At 64.2% G+C, this 18,835-nt stretch carries 12 protein-coding genes; 8 read left to right on the top strand and 4 right to left on the bottom strand.

The features are described 5' to 3' along the window. The first annotated feature begins 209 nt into the window (after positions 1-209). The 5 genes from gdhA to ACTJI5_RS05910 are packed head-to-tail and all read left to right on the top strand — an operon-like array spanning position 210 to position 11,244. Positions 210-1,565, top strand: coding sequence for an NADP-specific glutamate dehydrogenase (gdhA, locus tag ACTJI5_RS05930; protein ID WP_439512278.1), 1,356 nt, complete (start codon positions 210-212; stop codon positions 1,563-1,565). A gap of 49 nt (positions 1,566-1,614) precedes the next feature. Next, positions 1,615-3,042 (top strand): multiheme c-type cytochrome, encoded by a 1,428-nt coding sequence (locus tag ACTJI5_RS05925; RefSeq protein ID WP_440859682.1) that lies wholly within the window; start codon positions 1,615-1,617, stop codon positions 3,040-3,042. A gap of 4 nt (positions 3,043-3,046) precedes the next feature. Next, complete coding sequence (locus ACTJI5_RS05920) at positions 3,047-5,017, top strand: heme-binding protein (protein ID WP_440859681.1); 1,971 nt, start codon at positions 3,047-3,049, stop codon at positions 5,015-5,017. A gap of 3 nt (positions 5,018-5,020) precedes the next feature. Beyond that, complete coding sequence (locus tag ACTJI5_RS05915; RefSeq protein ID WP_440859680.1) at positions 5,021-6,952, top strand: hypothetical protein; 1,932 nt, start codon at positions 5,021-5,023, stop codon at positions 6,950-6,952. Positions 6,953-6,993: 41 nt separating this feature from the next. Continuing rightward, on the top strand, positions 6,994-11,244 hold the full coding sequence (locus ACTJI5_RS05910) for a hypothetical protein (RefSeq protein WP_440859834.1): 4,251 nt from the start codon (positions 6,994-6,996) through the stop codon (positions 11,242-11,244). A gap of 82 nt (positions 11,245-11,326) precedes the next feature. Here ACTJI5_RS05910 and ACTJI5_RS05905 read toward each other — a convergent pair whose 3' ends face one another. Together ACTJI5_RS05905 and ACTJI5_RS05900 are read right to left on the bottom strand one after the other, a co-directional pair. Next, complete coding sequence (locus tag ACTJI5_RS05905; RefSeq protein ID WP_058539257.1) at positions 11,327-13,420, bottom strand: RelA/SpoT family protein; 2,094 nt, start codon at positions 13,418-13,420, stop codon at positions 11,327-11,329. Between the two features lie 192 nt (positions 13,421-13,612). Then, entirely contained in the window at positions 13,613-13,945 is a 333-nt protein-coding gene (locus ACTJI5_RS05900; protein WP_440859679.1) for a CC_3452 family protein, read from the bottom strand. A gap of 125 nt (positions 13,946-14,070) precedes the next feature. Between ACTJI5_RS05900 and ACTJI5_RS05895 the strand changes: the two genes are divergently transcribed. The 3 genes from ACTJI5_RS05895 (at position 14,071) to ACTJI5_RS05885 (ending at position 16,584) form a co-directional block, all read left to right on the top strand. Next, complete coding sequence (locus ACTJI5_RS05895) at positions 14,071-14,592, top strand: winged helix-turn-helix transcriptional regulator (RefSeq protein WP_037517228.1); 522 nt, start codon at positions 14,071-14,073, stop codon at positions 14,590-14,592. Positions 14,593-14,656: 64 nt separating this feature from the next. Then, a complete protein-coding gene (locus ACTJI5_RS05890; protein WP_058539236.1) occupies positions 14,657-15,781 on the top strand; it encodes a sensor histidine kinase in 1,125 nt (374 codons plus the stop codon). Beyond that, positions 15,778-16,584, top strand: a complete 807-nt coding sequence (locus tag ACTJI5_RS05885) for a LytR/AlgR family response regulator transcription factor (protein WP_037517222.1) — start codon at positions 15,778-15,780, stop codon at positions 16,582-16,584. Before ACTJI5_RS05890 ends, ACTJI5_RS05885 begins: the two co-directional genes overlap by 4 nt. 93 nt (positions 16,585-16,677) lie before the next feature. Here the strand turns inward: ACTJI5_RS05885 and ribA are convergent, their stop codons facing one another. Next, complete coding sequence (gene ribA, locus ACTJI5_RS05880; RefSeq protein ID WP_440859833.1) at positions 16,678-17,724, bottom strand: GTP cyclohydrolase II; 1,047 nt, start codon at positions 17,722-17,724, stop codon at positions 16,678-16,680. 5 nt (positions 17,725-17,729) lie between these two features. Then, positions 17,730-18,524 carry an exodeoxyribonuclease III gene (locus tag ACTJI5_RS05875; RefSeq protein ID WP_058539237.1) on the bottom strand — a complete coding sequence of 265 codons (795 nt, stop codon included), beginning with the start codon at positions 18,522-18,524 and terminating at the stop codon, positions 17,730-17,732. Positions 18,525-18,835 lie beyond the last annotated feature (311 nt).

The following is an 18,835-nucleotide window of genomic DNA, read 5'->3' as shown; positions in this document are numbered from 1 at the left end:
CCCCCTCGTGACCCCCGTCCCGTCTGGCGCCATCTTGTTGCTCTCGCTCATTTTTGCCCCTCTTGTGCGCTGCATGAAAAAATACGGCCTGTGCGCGCTGTCATATTGCCTTTGCTTGGCGATGGTGTAGCCTTTGGCACACAAGGTCGGTCAACGATAAAATCGTCAGGGGTCGCACCGGCTTTCCCAGTCATACAGGGGAGGGGTGCATGGCAGTTTCGGATCACGTCGACTTTTCGACGTTCATGGAAGGCGTGAAAAAGCGCAACCCGGGTCAGCCCGAGTTCGTCCAGGCGGTGCAGGAGGTGTCGGAGGACATCTTCGATTTCATCGCCGACAAGGAAGAATATCACGCGCAGCAGATATTGCGGCGCATCGCCGAACCCGACCGCGTCGTGTCTTTCCGCGTCTGCTGGGAGGACGACAACGGCAATATCCGCGTCCAGCGCGGCTGGCGCGTCCAGAACAACAATGCCATCGGCCCGTACAAAGGCGGTATCCGCTTTCATCCGAGCGTCACCGAAAGCGTTCTCAAGTTTCTGGCGTTCGAACAGACGTTCAAAAATGCGCTCACCGGGCTGCCGATGGGCGGCGGCAAGGGCGGCTCGAACTTCAATCCCAAGGGCAAGAGCGTGCGCGAGATCATGCGCTTTTGCCAGAGCTTCATGACCGAACTTTATCGCCACATCGGCGCCGACATCGACGTGCCCGCAGGCGACATCGGCGTCGGCGGGCGCGAAATCGGCTTCATGTTCGGCCAGTATAAGCGGATCACCAACGAATTTACCGGCGTGCTCACCGGCAAGGGCCTCGAATGGGGCGGCTCGCTGATCCGCACCGAGGCGACGGGCTATGGCGCGGTTTACTTCCTCGCCAACATGCTCGCGGCGAAGGGGCAGGATCTCGTCGGCAAGACGGCGGTGATTTCGGGATCGGGCAATGTCGCGACGCATGCCGCCGAAAAGATCGTCCAGCTCGGTGGCAAGGTACTGACGCTCTCCGATTCGGGCGGCTTCATCCACGATCCCGACGGCATCACGCAGGAAAAGATCGACTGGGTGAAGGCGCACAAGACGCATCGCCGCGGCCGGATCGAAGAATATTGCGACGAGTATAAATCGGCGAGCTTCACTGCGGGCAAGACGCCGTGGGGCGTGAAGTGCGACGTTGCGCTGCCGTGCGCGACGCAGAACGAATTGCTCGGCGACGATGCCAAGGCGCTGGTCGCAAACGGATGCATCGCGGTCAGCGAGGGCGCGAACATGCCGACGAACCTCGAAGGCGTGCATGTCTTCAAGGACGCGAAGATCATGTTCGCACCCGGCAAGGCGGCGAATGCCGGCGGCGTTGCTGTGTCGGGGCTCGAAATGAGCCAGAACAGCGGGCGCCGCGCCTGGAGCGAAGGCGAGTTGCAGCAGATGCTGAAGGACATCATGGACGGCATCCACAAGAGCTGCATTACTTATGGCGATCAGGGCGACGGCTATATCGATTATGTAAAGGGCGCCAATATCGCGGGATTCAAGAAGGTTGCCGACGCGATGCTGGCTTTCGGGGTGGTGTAATTCGGCTCAAGGCGTAAAAGCGCCGGGTTGGGGAAAAGGGGTTCTGCGGATGACGACGCACGCTGGAAAGGAGCGCGCCGATCGGCCTTGGGCGGTATTTGCCGCCCTGACGCTGCTCGCGCTTGCCATTGCGGCGTTCGTCTTCGCAGCCCCCGCCCGGTCGCAGGGCGAAAGCGGCGCGCGCTATACCGGCGTCGCCTCGTGCGCGGGGTCGACCTGCCACGGCCGGATGGAGGGTGACGGCACCGTCGTCCGCCAGGACGAGCTGATGAAATGGCAGGAACCGTCAACCCCCGGCGGCGCGCATAGCCGCGCGTGGGCGGTGCTCAGCAATAACCGCAGCCAGTTCATCGCGCGCAATCTCGGCATCGGTGACCCATCCAAGGCGCAGATGTGCCTCGGCTGCCACAGCACCGCGGGCACCGCGCGCGCGGTTCCCGCCGAAGATGGCGTCGGCTGCGAATCGTGCCATGGTCCGGCGGGCGGCTGGCTCGCAAGCCACTATGCCGGGGTCGGGACGAACGCCGATCCCGACCGCGAAATGCGCCAGAAACATCTCGCGAACCTGTCGGCGGGGCTCAAGAAGCTCGAAGATCCGGTCGTGCGCGCGGGCGTGTGCGTCGACTGCCACTTTGGCTCGGCCGCCGACGGTCAGTTCGTCACCCACCGCATCATGGCCGCCGGCCACCCGCGCATCGCCTTCGAACTCGACCTCTTCTCTTCGCTCCAGGCGCACCATCAGGAAGACGCCGACTATGGCTGGCGCAAGTTCGGTGCCGCGAACCGGCGCACCGATCATGTCCAGATGTGGGCGGTAGGGCAGGCGACCGCGATCGAGCGCAGCCTCGCGCTGTTTCAGACGCGGCGCGGGGCCGAGGGCATGTTCCCCGAATTTTACTTCCTCGATTGCCACAGCTGTCACCGCCGCATCTTCGACCAGGCGAAGCCGGTGCGCACGGGGCTCGACAATCCCGGCCGCTCGATCCCCGAAGGCATGCCGCCCTATAATGACGAGAATCTGATCATGCTGGCGGCGGCGGCACGTATGGCGTCGCCTTCGCTCGCCGACCAGCTCGCGGTACGCACCGCGGCGTTCCACAAGGCGATGGCGACCGACCGGCCGAGTGCGGTCGCCGCCGCGGCGCAGCTGGCGCAGACGGTCGCGGCGCTCAAAAGTGCATTCGCGTCGCGCAATTTTTCGGGCGCCGATGCCTTTGCGATGGTCGATGCGATTTCGGCGAAGGCGATCGGCGATCGCTACACCGACTATTCGGGGTCGCAGCAGGCGGTGATGGGGGTCGACACCTTGCTCAATGCGATGGTGTCGTCGGGCCGCGTCACCGTCGGCGCGGCGGCGGGCATCCGGGGCGACATCGACCGTGCTTACGCCGCGGTGAAGGACCCTAACGCGTACAAACCCTCCGAATTCCAGGCTTCGTTCGGCAGCGCTGTGCGCGCGATCGGAGCGCTGCGGTAAGATCATGCGAAGCAAGACCCATCTTTTCCGTTCGGCCGCCTTCGCTGCGATGGGCGCGTTGCTGCTCACCTCGTGCGGCGGTGGTGGAGGCGGTGGCAGTACGCCGACCCCGACACCCACGCCGACCCCCGCTCCAACGCCGACTACGGTGTATACGCCGCCCGCCGCCGAGGCGCTGACCACGGCGGACGTCGAGCGCGTGCTCGCGCAGGCCATATCGGAAGCGCAGGCGCGCAGCCTGCCGTCGGTGATCGCGGTGACCGATCGCGTCGGCAATGTGCTCGGCGTCTTCCGGATGACCGGCGCACGCGCGACCGCAACGACCGCGTCCGCACCCAATGGCGTGAATATCGACGCGCAGAACGTCACTTTCCCGGCCGAGGGCGGCGCGATCGCCAAGGCGGTCACCGGCGCGTACCTCTCGAGCGGCGGCAACGCTTTCTCGACGCGCACCGCGAGCCAGATCGTGCAGCAACATTTCCCGCCTGCGCCCACCACCGTGGGCCTCGAAAGCGGACCGCTCTTCGGTGTGCAGTTCAGCCAGCTTCCGTGCAGCGACCTGTCGGCGCGTTTCGGTGCCGCAGGTAACGCCGCCCTGATCGGACCCAAACGCTCGCCGCTGGGCCTCGCCGCCGACCCCGGCGGACTGCCGCTCTACAAGAATGGCGTGCTCGTCGGCGGCATCGGGGTGATGGGCGATGGCGTCTACGGCAGCGATGCCAACATCCTCGACATCGACAATGACCCCGAGGAGTTCATCGCGCTCGCCGGTACACGCGGTTTCGAGGCGCCTTCGACGATCACCGCCGACAAGATCACCGTCGACGGGACGAGCCTGCGTTTCTCCGACGCGACCTTCGCCGGAGTGATGTCGAGCGGCGGCGCTAGCTTCGCCAGTCTCAACGGCACCGCGGGCAATCTTGTCGCGGTGATCGGCTATGCCAACGCCGCGGTGACCGCCGGGGTGGCCTATGGCAGCGAAGCGTCGGGCGTCCGCGCCTCGACGCCGGCCGAATTCTCGAATCGCGATGCCTTCGTGCTCACCGACGGCAGCGGCATCAACCGCTATCCGCTCCGCGCCGGCACCGATGGCGCGAGCAACAGCGCGCCGCTGACGCAGGCCGAGGCGCGCGCGGTACTCGAGGAAGCCTTTACGGTGATGAGCCGTGCGCGCGCGCAAATCCGCCGCCCGCTCGACAGCCGGGCGCAGGTGACGATCAGCATCGTCGACACGCACGGGTCGGTGCTCGGTATCGTACGTTCGCCCGATGCCCCGATCTTCGGCACCGACGTGTCCTTGCAGAAAGCGCGGACCGCCGCCTTCTTCTCGGGCGCGCAGGCGGGAGCCGAACTTGGCGCCAATGCCAGCGCCGACGTGCGCCAGTTCGTCACCGCGACACGCACCTTTCTGAACAATCCGGCCGCGCTCACCGGCACGATCGCCTTTTCCGACCGTGCGGGTGGCAATCTGTCGCGGCCCTATTTCCCCGATGGCGAGGTCGGCCGGCCGCAAGGGCCGCTGTCGCGCCCGATCGCACAGTTCAACCCCTTCTCGACCGGGCTGCAATCGGCGCTGATCATCGGCAATCTCGGCGCACATCTCGGCTTCGTTTCGGGCGCCAGTCCGACCGATACTCCGCAGCGCTGCACGACCTTGCCCGACGTTGCCGCGGGGCAGAACCGGCTGCAGAACGGCATTCAGATCTTCCCCGGATCGGTCCCCATCTATCGCGGCAACCAACTGGTCGGGGCGATCGGTGTGTCGGGCGACGGCATCGATCAAGACGACATGATCAGCTTCCTCGGTGCGCATAATGGCGGCGCGCGCGTCGGCGGCATCGGCAATGCGCCGGCCGCGATCCGTGCGGACACCGTCGTCGTAAATGTCGGCGCCGGGGTTCGCCTGCGTTACATCAGCTGCCCGTTCGCCCCTTTCCTTGATACGGCGAACCAGAATGTCTGCAACGGGCTATAGGCGATGATGACGGGGGGCAGCCTTTGGCCGATCATCGCGACACTCGCGGCGCAGGGCGCGCCGGGGGCCGATGTCACGCCGCCGCCGCCCGCGCCCGAAGGTCCGCCGGTCGCGGGTGACGCGACGCCCGCAGAGCAGCCCGCCGAAGAGCTGATTCCGCCGCCGCCGCCCGTCGACTGGCAGGAGGTGATCAAGGACGACCCGGTGACGCAGATCATCGAGGGCCGCCGCCGCCCCGGCTATCGCCCCGACCTTCCCGACGCCCTGAGCCAGGACAATGTCGGCGCGCTGCGCCCGCCGCCGCCGCAAGCCTTTCCGGGGATGGAGGACCAGCTGCCCGTTCCGGACCGCTGGCGCCTCATCGAAACGCTTGGCGTGGTCAAGGAACGCTGGTTCGACCCCTATAACCAGAACACCTATAAGGGTGACCGCGCGATCAATCCCGACAAGGTCAAATGGCTGCCGATCAAGGGCGACGACTGGTTCTTTGTCGCCAATGCGGTGTCCGACACGGTGTTCGAACCGCGCACCTTCCCCATACCCGTCGGCGTCCAGACGACCGAGCGGCCGGGCAGCCTCGACGTGTTCGGCAAGGACCGTAGCTTCGTCTTCGCGCAGACCTTCATCGCCGGCGCCGCGCTGATCAAGGGCTCGACTGCGTTCAAGCCGCCCGACATCGAATATCGCGTCACCCTCGCCTATCAGGCCAATTATGTCGACGTGCCCGAACGGCGCGTGCTCGACGTGCGCCCGTCGAAGGCGAGCCATCGCTACGACAGCTTCCTCGGCGTGCAGGAGCTGTTCGTCGACAAGCATCTCGGCAACACGTCCGACCGCTATGATTTCTACTCGATCCGGCTTGGCATCCAGCCGTTCCAGAGCGATTTTCGCGGCTTCCTGTTCAACGACAGCCAGCTCGGCATCCGCCTGTTCGGCAATCGCGACAACAACCGTTTCCAATATAATCTCGCGGCCTTCTGGCGGCTCGAAAAGGACACGAACAGCGGCCTCAACGACATCACCCAGACCCCGCGCAGCGATTTCATCTTCACGGGCAATCTCTATCGCCAGGATTTCCCTTTCGTCGGGCTGACCAGCCAGGCCAGCGTGACGTACAATATGAACCGCGAAAAGAATGACGTGCAGATCGACCATAATGGCTTCCCGGTGCGGCCGGCGCTGCTCGGCGATTTGCGTGGCCGCGAATATGACGTCGTTTATCTGGGCTACAGCGCCGACGGCCGCGTCGGCCGTATCAACGTCACCGCGAGCTTCTACGCCGCGCTGGGCGAGGACCGGAACAGTTTCTTCACGAGCAAGCCCGCCGAGATCCGCGCGGGCTTCGGCGCGGTCGAACTCAGCTACGATCACGACTGGATGCGCTTCCGCCTCTCGGGGCTCTATGCGACCGGTGACGGCGATCCGTATAACAAGACCGAGGGCGGGTTCGACGCGATCTTCGAGAATCCGATCTTCGGCGGCGCCGACACCAGCTACTGGATTCGTCAGACGATCCCCTTCGCGGGCGGCGGGCGCGTCATCGCGATCAGCGGTCGCAACGGCATCCTGAATTCGCTGCGCTCGTCGAAGGAAGAGGGGCAGTCGAACTTCAACAATCCGGGCACCGTCTTCATCGGCGCGGGCGCCGATTTCGACCTGACGCCGGAGTTCCGCGTCAGCACCAATTTCAACCATCTGTGGTTCGAAAATACGTCGAGCCTGCAGGCGCTGCGCACCGAAGGGTCGATCCCCAAAGATATCGGTTTCGACCTGTCGGTCGCGACCATCTGGCGGCCGAAGGCAACGCAGAACATCGTCGGGCGCCTCAGCGGCGCGGTGCTGCTGCCCGGCAAGGGGTTCAAGGACCTGTTCGACAACAAGCAGAAGAATGACGCCTACGTCTCCATCCTCGCCAATGTGATCGTGAGTTTCTGATCGTGACGCGCAAACTCTTCGCCCTCTTCGCCTTCTTGCTGATGAGCATCAGCCTGGGCGTGAGCGTCACGCGCGCGGCCGAAGAGGAAAAGCCGCTCAAGATCGAATATCGCTTCACCCCGCCGGCGCCGCGCGAGCAGAGCGATGCCGATGTCAGCGCGAAATCGGAGGGCTGCTACAGCTGCCACACGCGTACCGACCAGCCGTCGATGCACGCGACTCCCGCGGTGAAGCTTGGCTGTACCGACTGCCACGGCGGCGATGCGAGCCAGCGCGGCACGCCGAGCCTTGGCTACCAGCATCCGACGAACAAGGCGGTGATGGCGCTCGCGCACCCGCAGCCGACGCTGCCCGGCGCGTGGCACGACAGCTCGGCGAACCCGCAGCGCAGCTATACGTTGCTCAACAAGGAATCGCCTGAATTCATCCGCTTCGTGAACCCCAGCGACTATCGCGTCGCGCGCGAAGCGTGCGGTTCGTGTCATCTCGAGGTGATCGAGGCGACCGAGCGGTCGATGATGTCGACCGGCGCGATGCTGTGGGGCGGCGCGGCGTATAACAACGGCATCGTCCCCTATAAGAACTACATCTTCGGCGAGGCTTATACCCGCAAGGGCGAACCCGCGTGCATCCTGTCGCCCTCGTCGCGGTTGACCGCCGAGGAATATAAGGAAGCGTGCAAGCCGAGCTTTGGCTTCGACAAGATTCTGACCGACGAAGAGAAAAAGCGCGGCGCGCTCGCGAAAATGTATCCGTTGCCGCGCTGGAGCGTGCTGCCGCCGGGCGACGTGTTCCGCGTGTTCGAACGCGGCGGGCGCAACATCAACACGCAATTCCCCGAAATCGGCCTGCCCAACCCGACGGGCAGCATCCAGCGGCTCGAGGAACCCGGCCGCCCCGACCTCAAGCAATCGAACCGCGGGCCCGGCACCGGCCTGCGCGTCTCGATCCCCGTGCTCAACATCCACAAGACGCGCCTCAACGACCCGCTGTCATGGTTTATGGGGACGAACGACCAGCCCGGCGACTATCGCCATTCGGGCTGTTCGGGCTGTCACGTCGTCTACGCTAACGACCGCGAGCCGCGGCACAGCCTGACCTATGCCAAATTCGGCCGCGACGGCGAGACGGCGACGGTCGATCCGACGATTGCGGAGAAGAAATGGAAGCCCGAAGGCGGGCACGGCGGCGATGCGCATGGCGCGGGCGACGGCCATCAGGCCGGCGGCGGTCATGGCGCGCTGGTCGATCCCGCCGATCCCGACGTTCCGGCACGCCCCGAGCAGCAGCCGCGCCGCGAATCGGGGCATCCGATCAGCCACACCTTCACCCGCGCGATCCCCACGTCGCAGTGCATGTCGTGCCACATGCACCAGCCGAACATCTTCCTGAACTCCTACCTCGGCTACACGATGTGGGATTATGAATCCGACGCGCCACAGATGTGGCCGGGGCCGGACAATACAGCGCCGCGGCCGCCAGGGATGAGCGACGAAGAGTATCACAAGAAATACAAGCAGCAGCGCTATCCGACCGCGGCCGAGGTCCATCAGGTGCTCGAACGCAACCCCGAGGGCGCGGCGACGCGCGGGCTGTGGGCGGACGTCGAGTTTTTGCGCGACGTCTATGACGTCAACGACAGCAACAAGGATACGCAGTTCGCCGATTATCACGGCCATGGCTGGAATTTCCGCGGGATCTTCAAGCGCGACCGCAACGGCAATCTGCTGACCGCCGACGGCAATATGTCGACCTATGGCACCGACACCGCGAATATCATCGATCCCAAGGATCCCGAAAAATGGCGCAAGAGCTGCAGCCATTACACCGATCCCAAGGAGCGCGACATCTGCCTGTCGAGCGCCGATCCGGGCCGGCCGGGTGTAGAGGGCAAGTTCGTGCCGCCCGGGATCAATCCCGGCAAGGCGGTCCATATGATGGACATCCACGCCGAAAAGGGCATGCAATGCGCCGACTGCCACTTTGCGCAAGACAGCCACGGCAACGGCTATATCCAGGGCGAGGTCGCGAACGCGGTCGAGATCAGCTGCAAGGATTGCCACGGCACCGCCGACGCTTTCCCGAACCTCTTGACCTCGAACGTCGCCGCGCGGCCGCAGGGCAATAATCTCGCGCTGCTGCGCAATCCCGACGGGCGTCGCCGTTTCGAATTCCAGTATAATGACGATGCCGAGGTGATCGGCCTGATCCAGCGTTCGATCGTCGATCCGAAGCTCGAATGGCAGGTCAGTCTGGTCAAGCAGGCGGTGACCCCGGGACCGCATTTCAACGCCAAGGCGGCGCGCGCGAAGCTGATGGCGCGGGCAGGCAGCGAGGACGGCAAGTTCGAATGGGGGCCGGGGGTCGTGAAGGAAGACCGCGCGCACGGCGACGACAAGATGACCTGTTTCACCTGTCACCTGTCGTGGACGACGAGCTGCGGCGGCTGCCATTTGCCGATCGAGGCGAACTGGAAGACCAAGATGCACCATTTCGAGGGTGAGGAGACGCGGAACTTCGCGACGTACAACCCGCAGGTGGCGCGCGACGAGATGTTCCAGCTCGGCCGGCACCAGCTGACCAAGCCCGGCGAGCCCGGCCCGAATGGCGAGGCGCGCGGCATCATCACCCCGGTGCGCTCGACCTCGGCGCTGGTGCTGTCGTCGACGAACATCAACCGCGAGCGCATCTATGTGCAGCAACCGCCGATCTCGTCAGCCGGCTATTCGAGCCAGGCGTTCGCGCCGCATTTCCCGCATACGGTGCGGCGTTCGGAAACGAAGCAGTGCAGCGACTGTCACCTATCGACGGCCGACGACAATAATGCGATCATGGCGCAGCTCAATTTGCTCGGCACCAATTTCGTCAATTTCGTCGGGCTGAACGTCTGGTCGGGTCAGGAAAACAGCTTCCAGGCGACGCGCGTCACCGAATGGGACGAACCGCAGGCGGTGATCGGCAGCTATCTCCAGAAATATGCCTATCCCGATTATTGGAAGCTGCACGTCGAACAGAATGGGCGCGAGCTCAAAAATTGGGTGCGTGGCAAGACTTTCGACGAGAAGGGCTCGGGCGAAACGCATGCGCTCGAGGAGTTTGCGAACATAGTCCAGGGGACGAGCGGGCGCGTGAACTGCCTGCAGCAGCGCGGCGAATATATGTTCGTGGCAGAGGGCAAGGGCGGCTTCCGCGTCTATGACGTCGCGTCGATCGGCAATAAGGGCTTCTCCGAACGCATCATCCGCGCGCCCTTCTCGGCGCTCGGGCACGACACGCATGTGAAGACGAAAAATGCGACGTGCATGGCGATCGCGACGACGCAGCCGATCAGCGTGTCGCGCAACGAGAATATCGTGAAGAATTTCCCCGAGAACCACGAACAGGTGATGCACGACATCTACCGTTACGCGGTGATCACCGACAGCGTCGAAGGGCTGGTGCTCGTCGACATCGACACATTGGCCGACGGTGAATTCCGCAACAACAAGTTCAAGCGCGCGCTGACGTGGAACGAGGGCAACGTGCTGGCGGGGGCGCGGCATGTGACGCTCGCGGGCAGCATGGCCTATATCACCACCGACGCGGGCCTCGTCGTGCTCGACCTGTCGACGCCGCTCCAGCCCAAGGTCACGGCGCAGCTGCCGCTGACCGATGCGCGTGCGAGCGCGGTGCAGTTCCGTTACCTCTGGGTCACCGATGCCGAAGGCGTGAAGCTGTTCGATGTCACCAATCTGGCGCAGCCGGTAGCGGTGCCCGCGGGCACGGTGCGGCTCGCCAACGCGCGGAAAATCTATCTGGCGCGCACCTATATGTATGTCGCGGCGAAGGCGGACGGGCTGGTGATCGTCGATGTGACGCGCCCCGCAGCGCCGATCGTCTGGCCGGGGCTGACCTTTGGCGGCGCGCTCAATGATGCCGAGGACGTGATCGTCGCATCGACCAATGCGTCGCTGTTCGGTTATGTCGCCGACGGGCGGAACGGGATCAAGGTGCTGCAGCTAACCAGCCCCGATAACCCGGGCCTTTACGGCTTCTCGCCGAAACCGACCCCCGAGCTGATCGCGTGGGCGAAGACGCCGTCGCCCGCGCTCGCGCTGTCGAAGGGTCTCGACCGCGACCGCGCGGTCGACGAGACGGGCGGCCAGATGGCGGTTTTCGGGCGCGTCGGATCGCGGCCGTTCACGCGGCCCGAAATGGAGAAGCTGTTCCTGAACAGCAAGGGCGTGGTCTACAAGGTCAGCGACGAGGTCGACCAGAATGCCTGGCGGCCACCGCTGCTCTACGCGAACTGATGAATCGTCGTCCCAGCGACAGCTGGGACTGCTATCGTTCCGAAAATGCTGCCAGCGATCCCGGTTTTCGCTGGGATGACGGTTATTGCCGCTCGGCCTGAACCACCGTGTCGGACGCGCGCAGCGCTGACAATATGCGCATCACATGCTGAACATCGCGCACCTCGACGACGACGTCATAGGTGTGGAAACCACCCTCGCGGTTCGACAGGCGCAAATTGGTGATGTTCGCCATATTGGCGGCGAGGATGCCCGACATTTCGGCGAGCGTGCCAGGCTCGTTCAAAATGACGATGCACAGCCGGGCATTGCCGCCCTCGCTGTCTTCCTGCCACCTGAGGTCGATCCAGTCGGCATCGATCCCGTCGGCAAGGCGGGGGCAGTCGATGACATGCACCTCGATCCCTTCGCCCGGCCGTGACAGGCCAACGATGCGGTCGCCCGGAACGGGGTGGCAGCAATCGGCGAGCTGATAGGCGACGCCCGGCGTCAGCCCCGCGATCGACACTGCAGCGCCCTGCACGAGCTTGCCGGGCTTGGTCTTCATCTCGGCGGTGATGCCGGGGACGAGCGCCTCGAGCAGCGCATTGTCGGTGATCCGCTGCTTGGCGATCGCGACATAGAGCGCGGTGTCGTCGTCGAGCTTCAGCCGCTCGCGCGCCGCGATCCGCGCCTTGTCGCCGACCTTGTTCGGCAGGCGGAGCGCGATTTCGTCATACATCTTGCGGCCGAGCGCCGCGAGTTCGACCTTTTCCTTTGACCGCACATGGCGGCGGATCGCCGCGCGCGCTTTGCCGGTGACCGCAAAGCCCAGCCACGCGGGTTGCGGCGTCTGCTTGTCGGAGGAGAGGATTTCGACCGTGTCGCCATTGCTCAGCTGGGTGCGGAGCGGCACCAGCCTGCCGTTGACCTTGGCGCCGACGGTGCGGTCGCCGAGCCCGGTGTGAACGGCGTAAGCGAAATCGACCGGGGTCGCGCCCTTCGGCAACTGGTGCAAACTGCCCTTCGGGGTGAAGGCGAAGATGCGGTCCTGATACATCGCGATGCGCGTGTTTTCGAGGAACTCCTCGGGGTCGTGCGTCTGTTCGAGGATTTCGATCAGGTCGCGGATCCACCCCGCCTGACCGTCGGGGGCGGTGCCGCCCTGTTTATACGCCCAATGCGCGGCGAAGCCGAATTCGGACTGCTGGTGCATGCCGAGGCTGCGAAGCTGGATTTCGATCCGCATATTCTGCTGGTGCATGATCGTCGTGTGCAGCGACTTGTAGCCGTTGCGCTTCGGCGTCGAGATATAATCCTTGAATCGGCCTGGCACCATTTTCCACTTGCGGTGGAGAAGGCCGAGCGCGGCGTAGCAATCGGCATCGGTCGGGGTGATGATGCGGAACGCGATGATGTCGGTGACCTGCTCGAAGCTGACGTGCCGTTCCTGCATCTTGCGCCAGATCGAATAGGGGTGCTTCTCGCGCCCCGACACATCGGCCTCGATGCCGTTCTTGGCGAGCAGCTCCTTGAACTCGCGGCTGATCGCCGTGACCTTGTCCTTGCCGCCCGCGGTCAGCTTGGCGAGGCGGCCGGTGATCGTCGCATAGGCTTCGGGCTCGAGCTCGCTGAACGCGAGCAGCTGCATCTCGCGCATATATTCGTACATCCCGATCCGCTCGGCGAGCGGGGCATAGATATCCATCGTCTCCTTGGCGATGCGGCGACGCTTCTCGGGATTCTTGATGAAATGCAGCGTCCGCATATTGTGCAGCCGGTCGGCAAGCTTGACCAGCAGCACGCGGATATCGTCCGACATGGCGAGCAGGAATTTGCGCAGGTTTTCGGCGGCGCGCTCGTTTTCGGTCTGCGCCTCGATCTTGCTGAGCTTGGTGACGCCGTCGACGAGCCGGCCGACGTCGCTGCCGAACAGGCGTTCGATCTCTTCAGGGGTCGTCAGCGTATCTTCGAGCGTGTCGTGGAGCAGCGCGGTGACGATCGTCTCGGCATCGAGATGGAGGTCGGTCAAAATGCCCGCGACCTCGACCGGATGGCTGAAATAGGGGTCGCCCGACGCGCGCTTCTGGCTGCCGTGCTTTTGCACGGTAAACACATAGGCGCGGTTCAGCAGCGCCTCGTCGACGTCGGGATCATAAGCGCGCACGCGCTCGACAAGTTCATATTGCCTCAGCATCGCGTTCAATGTCGTTGATGTAGAGGCAATTGCAATGCGAAATTTGCTTGCGCCGAACCACCGGCGTTCCGCAACTTTGATAAAGGCGGTTGGAAGCATCGTTCGCCGAGGGCGGGACGCGCAAGAAAAACCGCCGCACTCCATCCGCGAAAGGAGAAGTGCAGCGGTTTTCGATATGGCCCGCGGGGCGGATTATTTCACGGCGTTGCAGCGCGCGAGGTCGTCGGCGTCGAGCGCCTTGCCGCCTGCGGTGAAGCTCGTCACGGGACCGACAGCCTTCGCGAGCGCCGAGCACATGATCAGCGGGCGGCTCGTTCCCTGGCCGGCGATGCAGCTGGCGTCCTTGCACGCCCAGACCACATCGCGCGCGACGAAGCGCGTCTGGGTAGCCGGGCTGGCGAGCTCGGCGTGATAATAGGTGCCGCCCGCGGCGGTCGCGGCCGACGCGAATGCGAGCCCGCCGAACAGCGCGGCGCCTGCAATCGCGAAGTTATGGGTGCGGGGAGAAAGCGTGAATATGGGCATTGGGACCTCCTGTTTTTGCGCAACCAAAAGGTTGCGAAGCGCTACCTAGACTTTGAGTTGCGAAATGCAACGGAGGCCCTATATTTTTTTGACGGATATGCCGATTTTACGTTAGGGCTTGGGTCATGGGAAAATTACGCGAACTGCTGAACGATATGGACGGGGGCAATTGCGCCCTGCCGCTGGCGCTGGAAGCGATGGGCGAGCGATGGTCGTTCATGATCCTTCGCGCGGCCTTCAACGGCGTCCATCATTTCGAGGAGTTCCAGCAGGAACTGAACATCGCGCGCAACATCCTGTCGAACCGGCTGTCGCGGCTGGTCGACCATGGGATCATGGCGCGCGAAGTGATGGCCGAGGACCGGCGCAAGGTTCAGTATCAACTGACCGAAAAGGGCATCGAACTGCTCCCCGCGATGATTGCGCTGCGCCAATGGGGTGAGAAATGGGGCGCGGGCGTGCCGTCGACCCCGGTGCTGGTCGATGCGCGCGACGAACAACCGATCGGCCCCGTCACGCTCACCGCGCACGACGGCCGGGTGATCGGGTATAAGGAATTGCTGTGGAAGCATCGCGCGGAACTGCAGCCGCTTGGTCAGGCCCGCGTGCGCAGCGACGGCGGACTGGCGCCGGTAGCCGCCGAATGATCGGCCGCGCCGGTTTCCGATATCGCCCGCGCGGCGACTGACCATCGCCATCGCACAGACTCCCATGCCGCTTTTCCGACTGTCCTCGCCGGGCCCTTTCTTTGACAACAAGGTCCGGGCCTTCTGGAACCTGCAGATATTGGGCTGGGCCGCATGGCTAGGCCTGCGCGGGGTGTCGGGGCTTGCCAATGGCCAGGCCTTCACCTTCCTCATTCCCCAGACGATTTCGGCGATCACCGGCTTTTCGCTGACGCTGATCCTGTCGGCCTGTTACCGCGCGCTGATCAACCGCCGTCCGCTCTTGATGTGGGGCGTCAGTTTCGGGCTTGCGGGGATCGCGACCGCGCTCTGGGCCTTTATCGACGCGTGGGTCGCGCAGATCCAGAATCCGGCGAGCGACGCGGGCTTCACCAGCCTGCTCCTCGGCGCGATGTATATCGACGCGACATCGCTCGCGGCCTGGTCGGCGCTCTATTTCGCGATCAACTATTTCCTCCAGCTCGAGGAGCAGAATGACCGCGTCATCCGCCTCGAGGCGCAGGCGGCGTCGGCGCAGCTCGCGATGCTCCGTTACCAGCTCAACCCGCACTTCCTGTTCAACACGCTGAACAGCATTTCGACCCTCGTGCTGCTGAAACAGGCCGAGCCCGCCAACGCGATGCTGTCGCGCCTGTCGGCGTTCCTGCGCTACACGCTCGCGAACGAGCCGACCGCGCAAGTGACGCTGGCGCAGGAGATCGAGACGCTGAAACTCTACCTCGAAATCGAAAAAATGCGCTTCGAGGACCGGCTGCGCCCGCATTTCGCGATCGATCCGGCGGTCGCGCGGGCCCGATTGCCCTCGCTTCTGCTCCAGCCGCTCATCGAAAATGCGATCAAATATGCTGTGACGCCGCAGGAGGATGGCGCCGATATCACGCTGTCCGCACAGTTGGCCGGTCAAAATGTTCGGATTACCGTGTCCGACACCGGCGCGGGATTGTCAGCCGAGCGCACGGACCCCACCACAGGCATTGCAACGGAATCGACCGGTGTGGGTTTAGCCAATATCAGGGACCGGCTGGCGCAGGCTTTTGGCGACCAGCACCGGTTCGACGTCCATGTGGGCGCTGAGGGCGGCTTCACGGTGGTTATCGAGTTTCCGTTCCAGCCCGATGGGCAAATGACGATTGGAACCGAGAGAACATGACGATCAGAACCATCCTGGTGGATGATGAAAAATTGGCCACCCAAGGCCTGCAACTGCGGCTCGAACCGCACACGGACGTCGAAATCGTCGACACCGCACAAAATGGCCGCGAAGCCATCAGAAAGATCAAGACCCACAAGCCCGACCTGGTGTTCCTCGACATCCAGATGCCGGGTTTCGACGGCTTTTCGGTGATCCAGGGATTGATGGAGGTCGAACCGCCGCTGGTGGTGTTCGTCACCGCCTATTCGGATCACGCGATCCGCGCGTTCGAGGCGCAGGCGGTCGATTATCTCGTCAAGCCGGTCGAGCCTGAACGGCTCGCCGATGCGCTCGACCGCGTCCGCCAGCGGCTCGCCGAAAAGCGCGGCGTCGCCGAAGTCGAGCGCCTCAAGACCGTGCTCGCCGAGGTCGCGCCCGAAGCGGTCGAGGATTATGACGCCGAGGTCGCCCCCGATACGCACGCCGCCGATCGCTATGAAAAGATGATCAACATCAAGGATCGCGGCCAGATCTTCCGCGTCGACGTCGACAGCATCGAACGCATCGACGCCGCGGGCGACTATATGTGCATCTATACCGCCGACAACAGCCTGATCCTGCGCGAAACGATGAAGGATCTGGAAAAGCGGCTCGACCCGCGCAATTTCCAGCGCGTGCATCGCTCGACGATCGTCAACCTGTCGCAGGTCAAGCAGGTCAAGCCGCACACCAACGGCGAATGCTTCCTCGTGCTCGGTTCGGGTGCGCAGGTGAAGGTCAGCCGCAGCTATCGCGACGTCGTCGCGCGGTTCGTGCACTAAGATGGCGTCGATGGCGTCGCCCCGGCGCAAGCTGGGGCCGCTATCGTTCTGACAAGACGGTGGAGATCCCAGCTTTCGCTGGGATGACGCGCGCTAAAGCTGGTGCCCCGTGCGATCGCGTTTCGTGGCCAGATATTGCTCGTTATATTTGTTCGTCGGCAGCGCTAGGGGCAAGCGCTCGACCACCTCGACGCCCTCCTTCTCGAGCCGCGCGACCTTTTCCGGATTGTTCGTCATCAGCCGGATGCGGGGGATATTGAGCAATTCGAGCATCCGCCCGGCAATCGCGAAATCGCGCGCCTCGACCGGGAAGCCGAGCCGCAGATTGGCGTCGACCGTGTCATAGCCCTGATCCTGCAGCGCATAGGCGCGCAGCTTGTTGACGAGGCCGATGCCGCGGCCTTCCTGCCTGAGGTAAAGCAGCACGCCCCACGGCGCGTCTGCCATCGCATGGAGCGCGGCATGGAGCTGTGGCCCGCAATCGCATTTGAGGCTGCCGAGGACGTCGCCGGTCAGGCATTCGCTGTGGAGGCGAACGACGGGCGGATTGCCGTCGCGCTTGCCGATGACGAGCGCGACATGATCCGACGCCTCTTCGGGAGAACGGAAGGCGACGATCTCGGCGCTTTCGCTGGCTTCGACGGGAAGGCGCGCGCGTGCCGCGACCTGGAGGCGCGTGGGATCGAGCAGCGCTGCAACATCGTCGACGCTGCACATGGTTTCGGCTTCTCCCGTAGCTTCGCGCACGAAGAAAGCGGGGAGCAGGCCGGCGTGCCGCGCCATCGTCATGGCGGCGGTCGCGGCCGCTTCGCCGCTGGTCGGGACGGTACGAAAGGGCCCCTTGAGCGGGTTCGCCAGATCGAGCGCCGGATCGGCGATGGCGAGGGCGGCCGTGACGGTATCGGCGGCGTTCGCCAGCCGGACCGGACCCGGCGTTGCGGCGACGCGCTGATTGGTGAGCTTGAGCGTGACCGCGCGTTCGCCCGAGAGCAACACGTCGTGGCTTCCAAACTCTGCAAGTGCATCATCGCGGGCGCTTTCGACCGCGAGCAGATCGAGCGCCCCGTCGGTGCCCTGCACACGAAACGGCCAGCCGCGCCGCAGCGCGTCGATGGCGCGTGCCGCCCGTCGGGCGCCGATATGGCTCAAAAATCGAACTCGGTGATCAGCGGGATATGGTCCGACGGGCGTTCCCAGCTGCGCGCGGGCTGGACGATGCGATGCGACACCGCCTTCGGCATCAGGTCGGGGGTCACCCACATATGGTCGAGGCGGCGGCCGCGGTTCGACGCTTCCCAATCCTTCGCGCGGTAGCTCCACCAGGTGTAGAGACGCTCCGGCGCCGGGATGAAGTGGCGCCCGAGGTCGACCCAGTTCGATGCCGCCTGCAGCCGTGCGAGCGTTTCGACCTCGATCGGGGTGTGGCTGACGACATCGAGCAGCGCCTTGTGGTTCCACACATCGCTTTCGAGCGGTGCGACATTGAAATCGCCGGTCAGCACCGTCGGCGCATCGACAAGGGCGCTCGACCATTCGGTCATGCGGCCGAAGAAATCGAGTTTCTGCCCGAATTTCGGATTGAGGGTGCGGTCGGGAATGTCGCCGCCCGCGGGAATATAGACATTGTCGAGCCGCACGCCCGACGGCAGCGTCACGCCGACGTGGCGCGCCTCGCCGTTCGCCTGCCAGTCATATTTGCGCACGTCGGTCAGCGGCAGCTTGCTGACGATCGCGACGCCGTGGTGCATGCGCTGGCCGTGGGTGACAATATGCTCATAGCCCAACCGCTTGAACATGTCGGGCGGGAACAGGGTGCATTCGACCTTCGTCTCCTGCAAGCAGAGGACGTCAGGCGCTTCTTCGCGAAGGAATTTTTCGACGATGCCGATGCGGGCGCGGACGCTGTTGATGTTCCACGAAGCGATGCTGGTACGAGTCATGCGGTGGCTCTATCGGCGCGAGCGCGGGCGTGCAACGGCACGAGGAGAAATCTTGCCCGGCCTGCGGTGCGCGAGCACCGGACAAATTAAACCCCCGTCCCAGGGGCGGTGGAACGGGGGTTCAAGGTCAGCGTTCGTCACGCTCTTGAATGAAGGTGCCTGGCAGTCCGGGTGGGGCAACAGGGGGAAACCCAAATCCGGGGGCCGTGGTGGCGCCTTCGAGAGATGGAATAGCCGGTCTTCCCTGTCGCCAAGCTGAACGAAAATGAACGCCTTCGCGCCGTTTTTTGCAGTTCGTCGATGCAGGGCGA

Origin of the sequence: Sphingopyxis sp. 22461 (genome assembly GCF_052044915.1) — a bacterium.
Taxonomy (GTDB): Bacteria; Pseudomonadota; Alphaproteobacteria; order Sphingomonadales; family Sphingomonadaceae; genus Sphingopyxis.
This window is presented reverse-complemented; position numbering and strand designations above follow the sequence as displayed.

Excerpts from the sequence above, each read along its gene's own strand:
- gdhA (WP_439512278.1), top strand. The coding sequence starts at position 210 with ATGGCAGTTTCGGATCACGTCGACTTTTCGACGTTCATGGAAGGCGTG.
- ACTJI5_RS05925 (WP_440859682.1), top strand. The coding sequence starts at position 1,615 with ATGACGACGCACGCTGGAAAGGAGCGCGCCGATCGGCCTTGGGCGGTA.
- ACTJI5_RS05920 (WP_440859681.1), top strand. The coding sequence starts at position 3,047 with ATGCGAAGCAAGACCCATCTTTTCCGTTCGGCCGCCTTCGCTGCGATG.
- ACTJI5_RS05915 (WP_440859680.1), top strand. The coding sequence starts at position 5,021 with ATGATGACGGGGGGCAGCCTTTGGCCGATCATCGCGACACTCGCGGCG.
- ACTJI5_RS05910 (WP_440859834.1), top strand. The coding sequence starts at position 6,994 with ATGAGCATCAGCCTGGGCGTGAGCGTCACGCGCGCGGCCGAAGAGGAA.
- ACTJI5_RS05905 (WP_058539257.1), bottom strand. The coding sequence starts at position 13,420 with ATGCTGAGGCAATATGAACTTGTCGAGCGCGTGCGCGCTTATGATCCC.
- ACTJI5_RS05900 (WP_440859679.1), bottom strand. The coding sequence starts at position 13,945 with ATGCCCATATTCACGCTTTCTCCCCGCACCCATAACTTCGCGATTGCA.
- ACTJI5_RS05895 (WP_037517228.1), top strand. The coding sequence starts at position 14,071 with ATGGGAAAATTACGCGAACTGCTGAACGATATGGACGGGGGCAATTGC.
- ACTJI5_RS05890 (WP_058539236.1), top strand. The coding sequence starts at position 14,657 with ATGCCGCTTTTCCGACTGTCCTCGCCGGGCCCTTTCTTTGACAACAAG.
- ACTJI5_RS05885 (WP_037517222.1), top strand. The coding sequence starts at position 15,778 with ATGACGATCAGAACCATCCTGGTGGATGATGAAAAATTGGCCACCCAA.
- ACTJI5_RS05875 (WP_058539237.1), bottom strand. The coding sequence starts at position 18,524 with ATGACTCGTACCAGCATCGCTTCGTGGAACATCAACAGCGTCCGCGCC.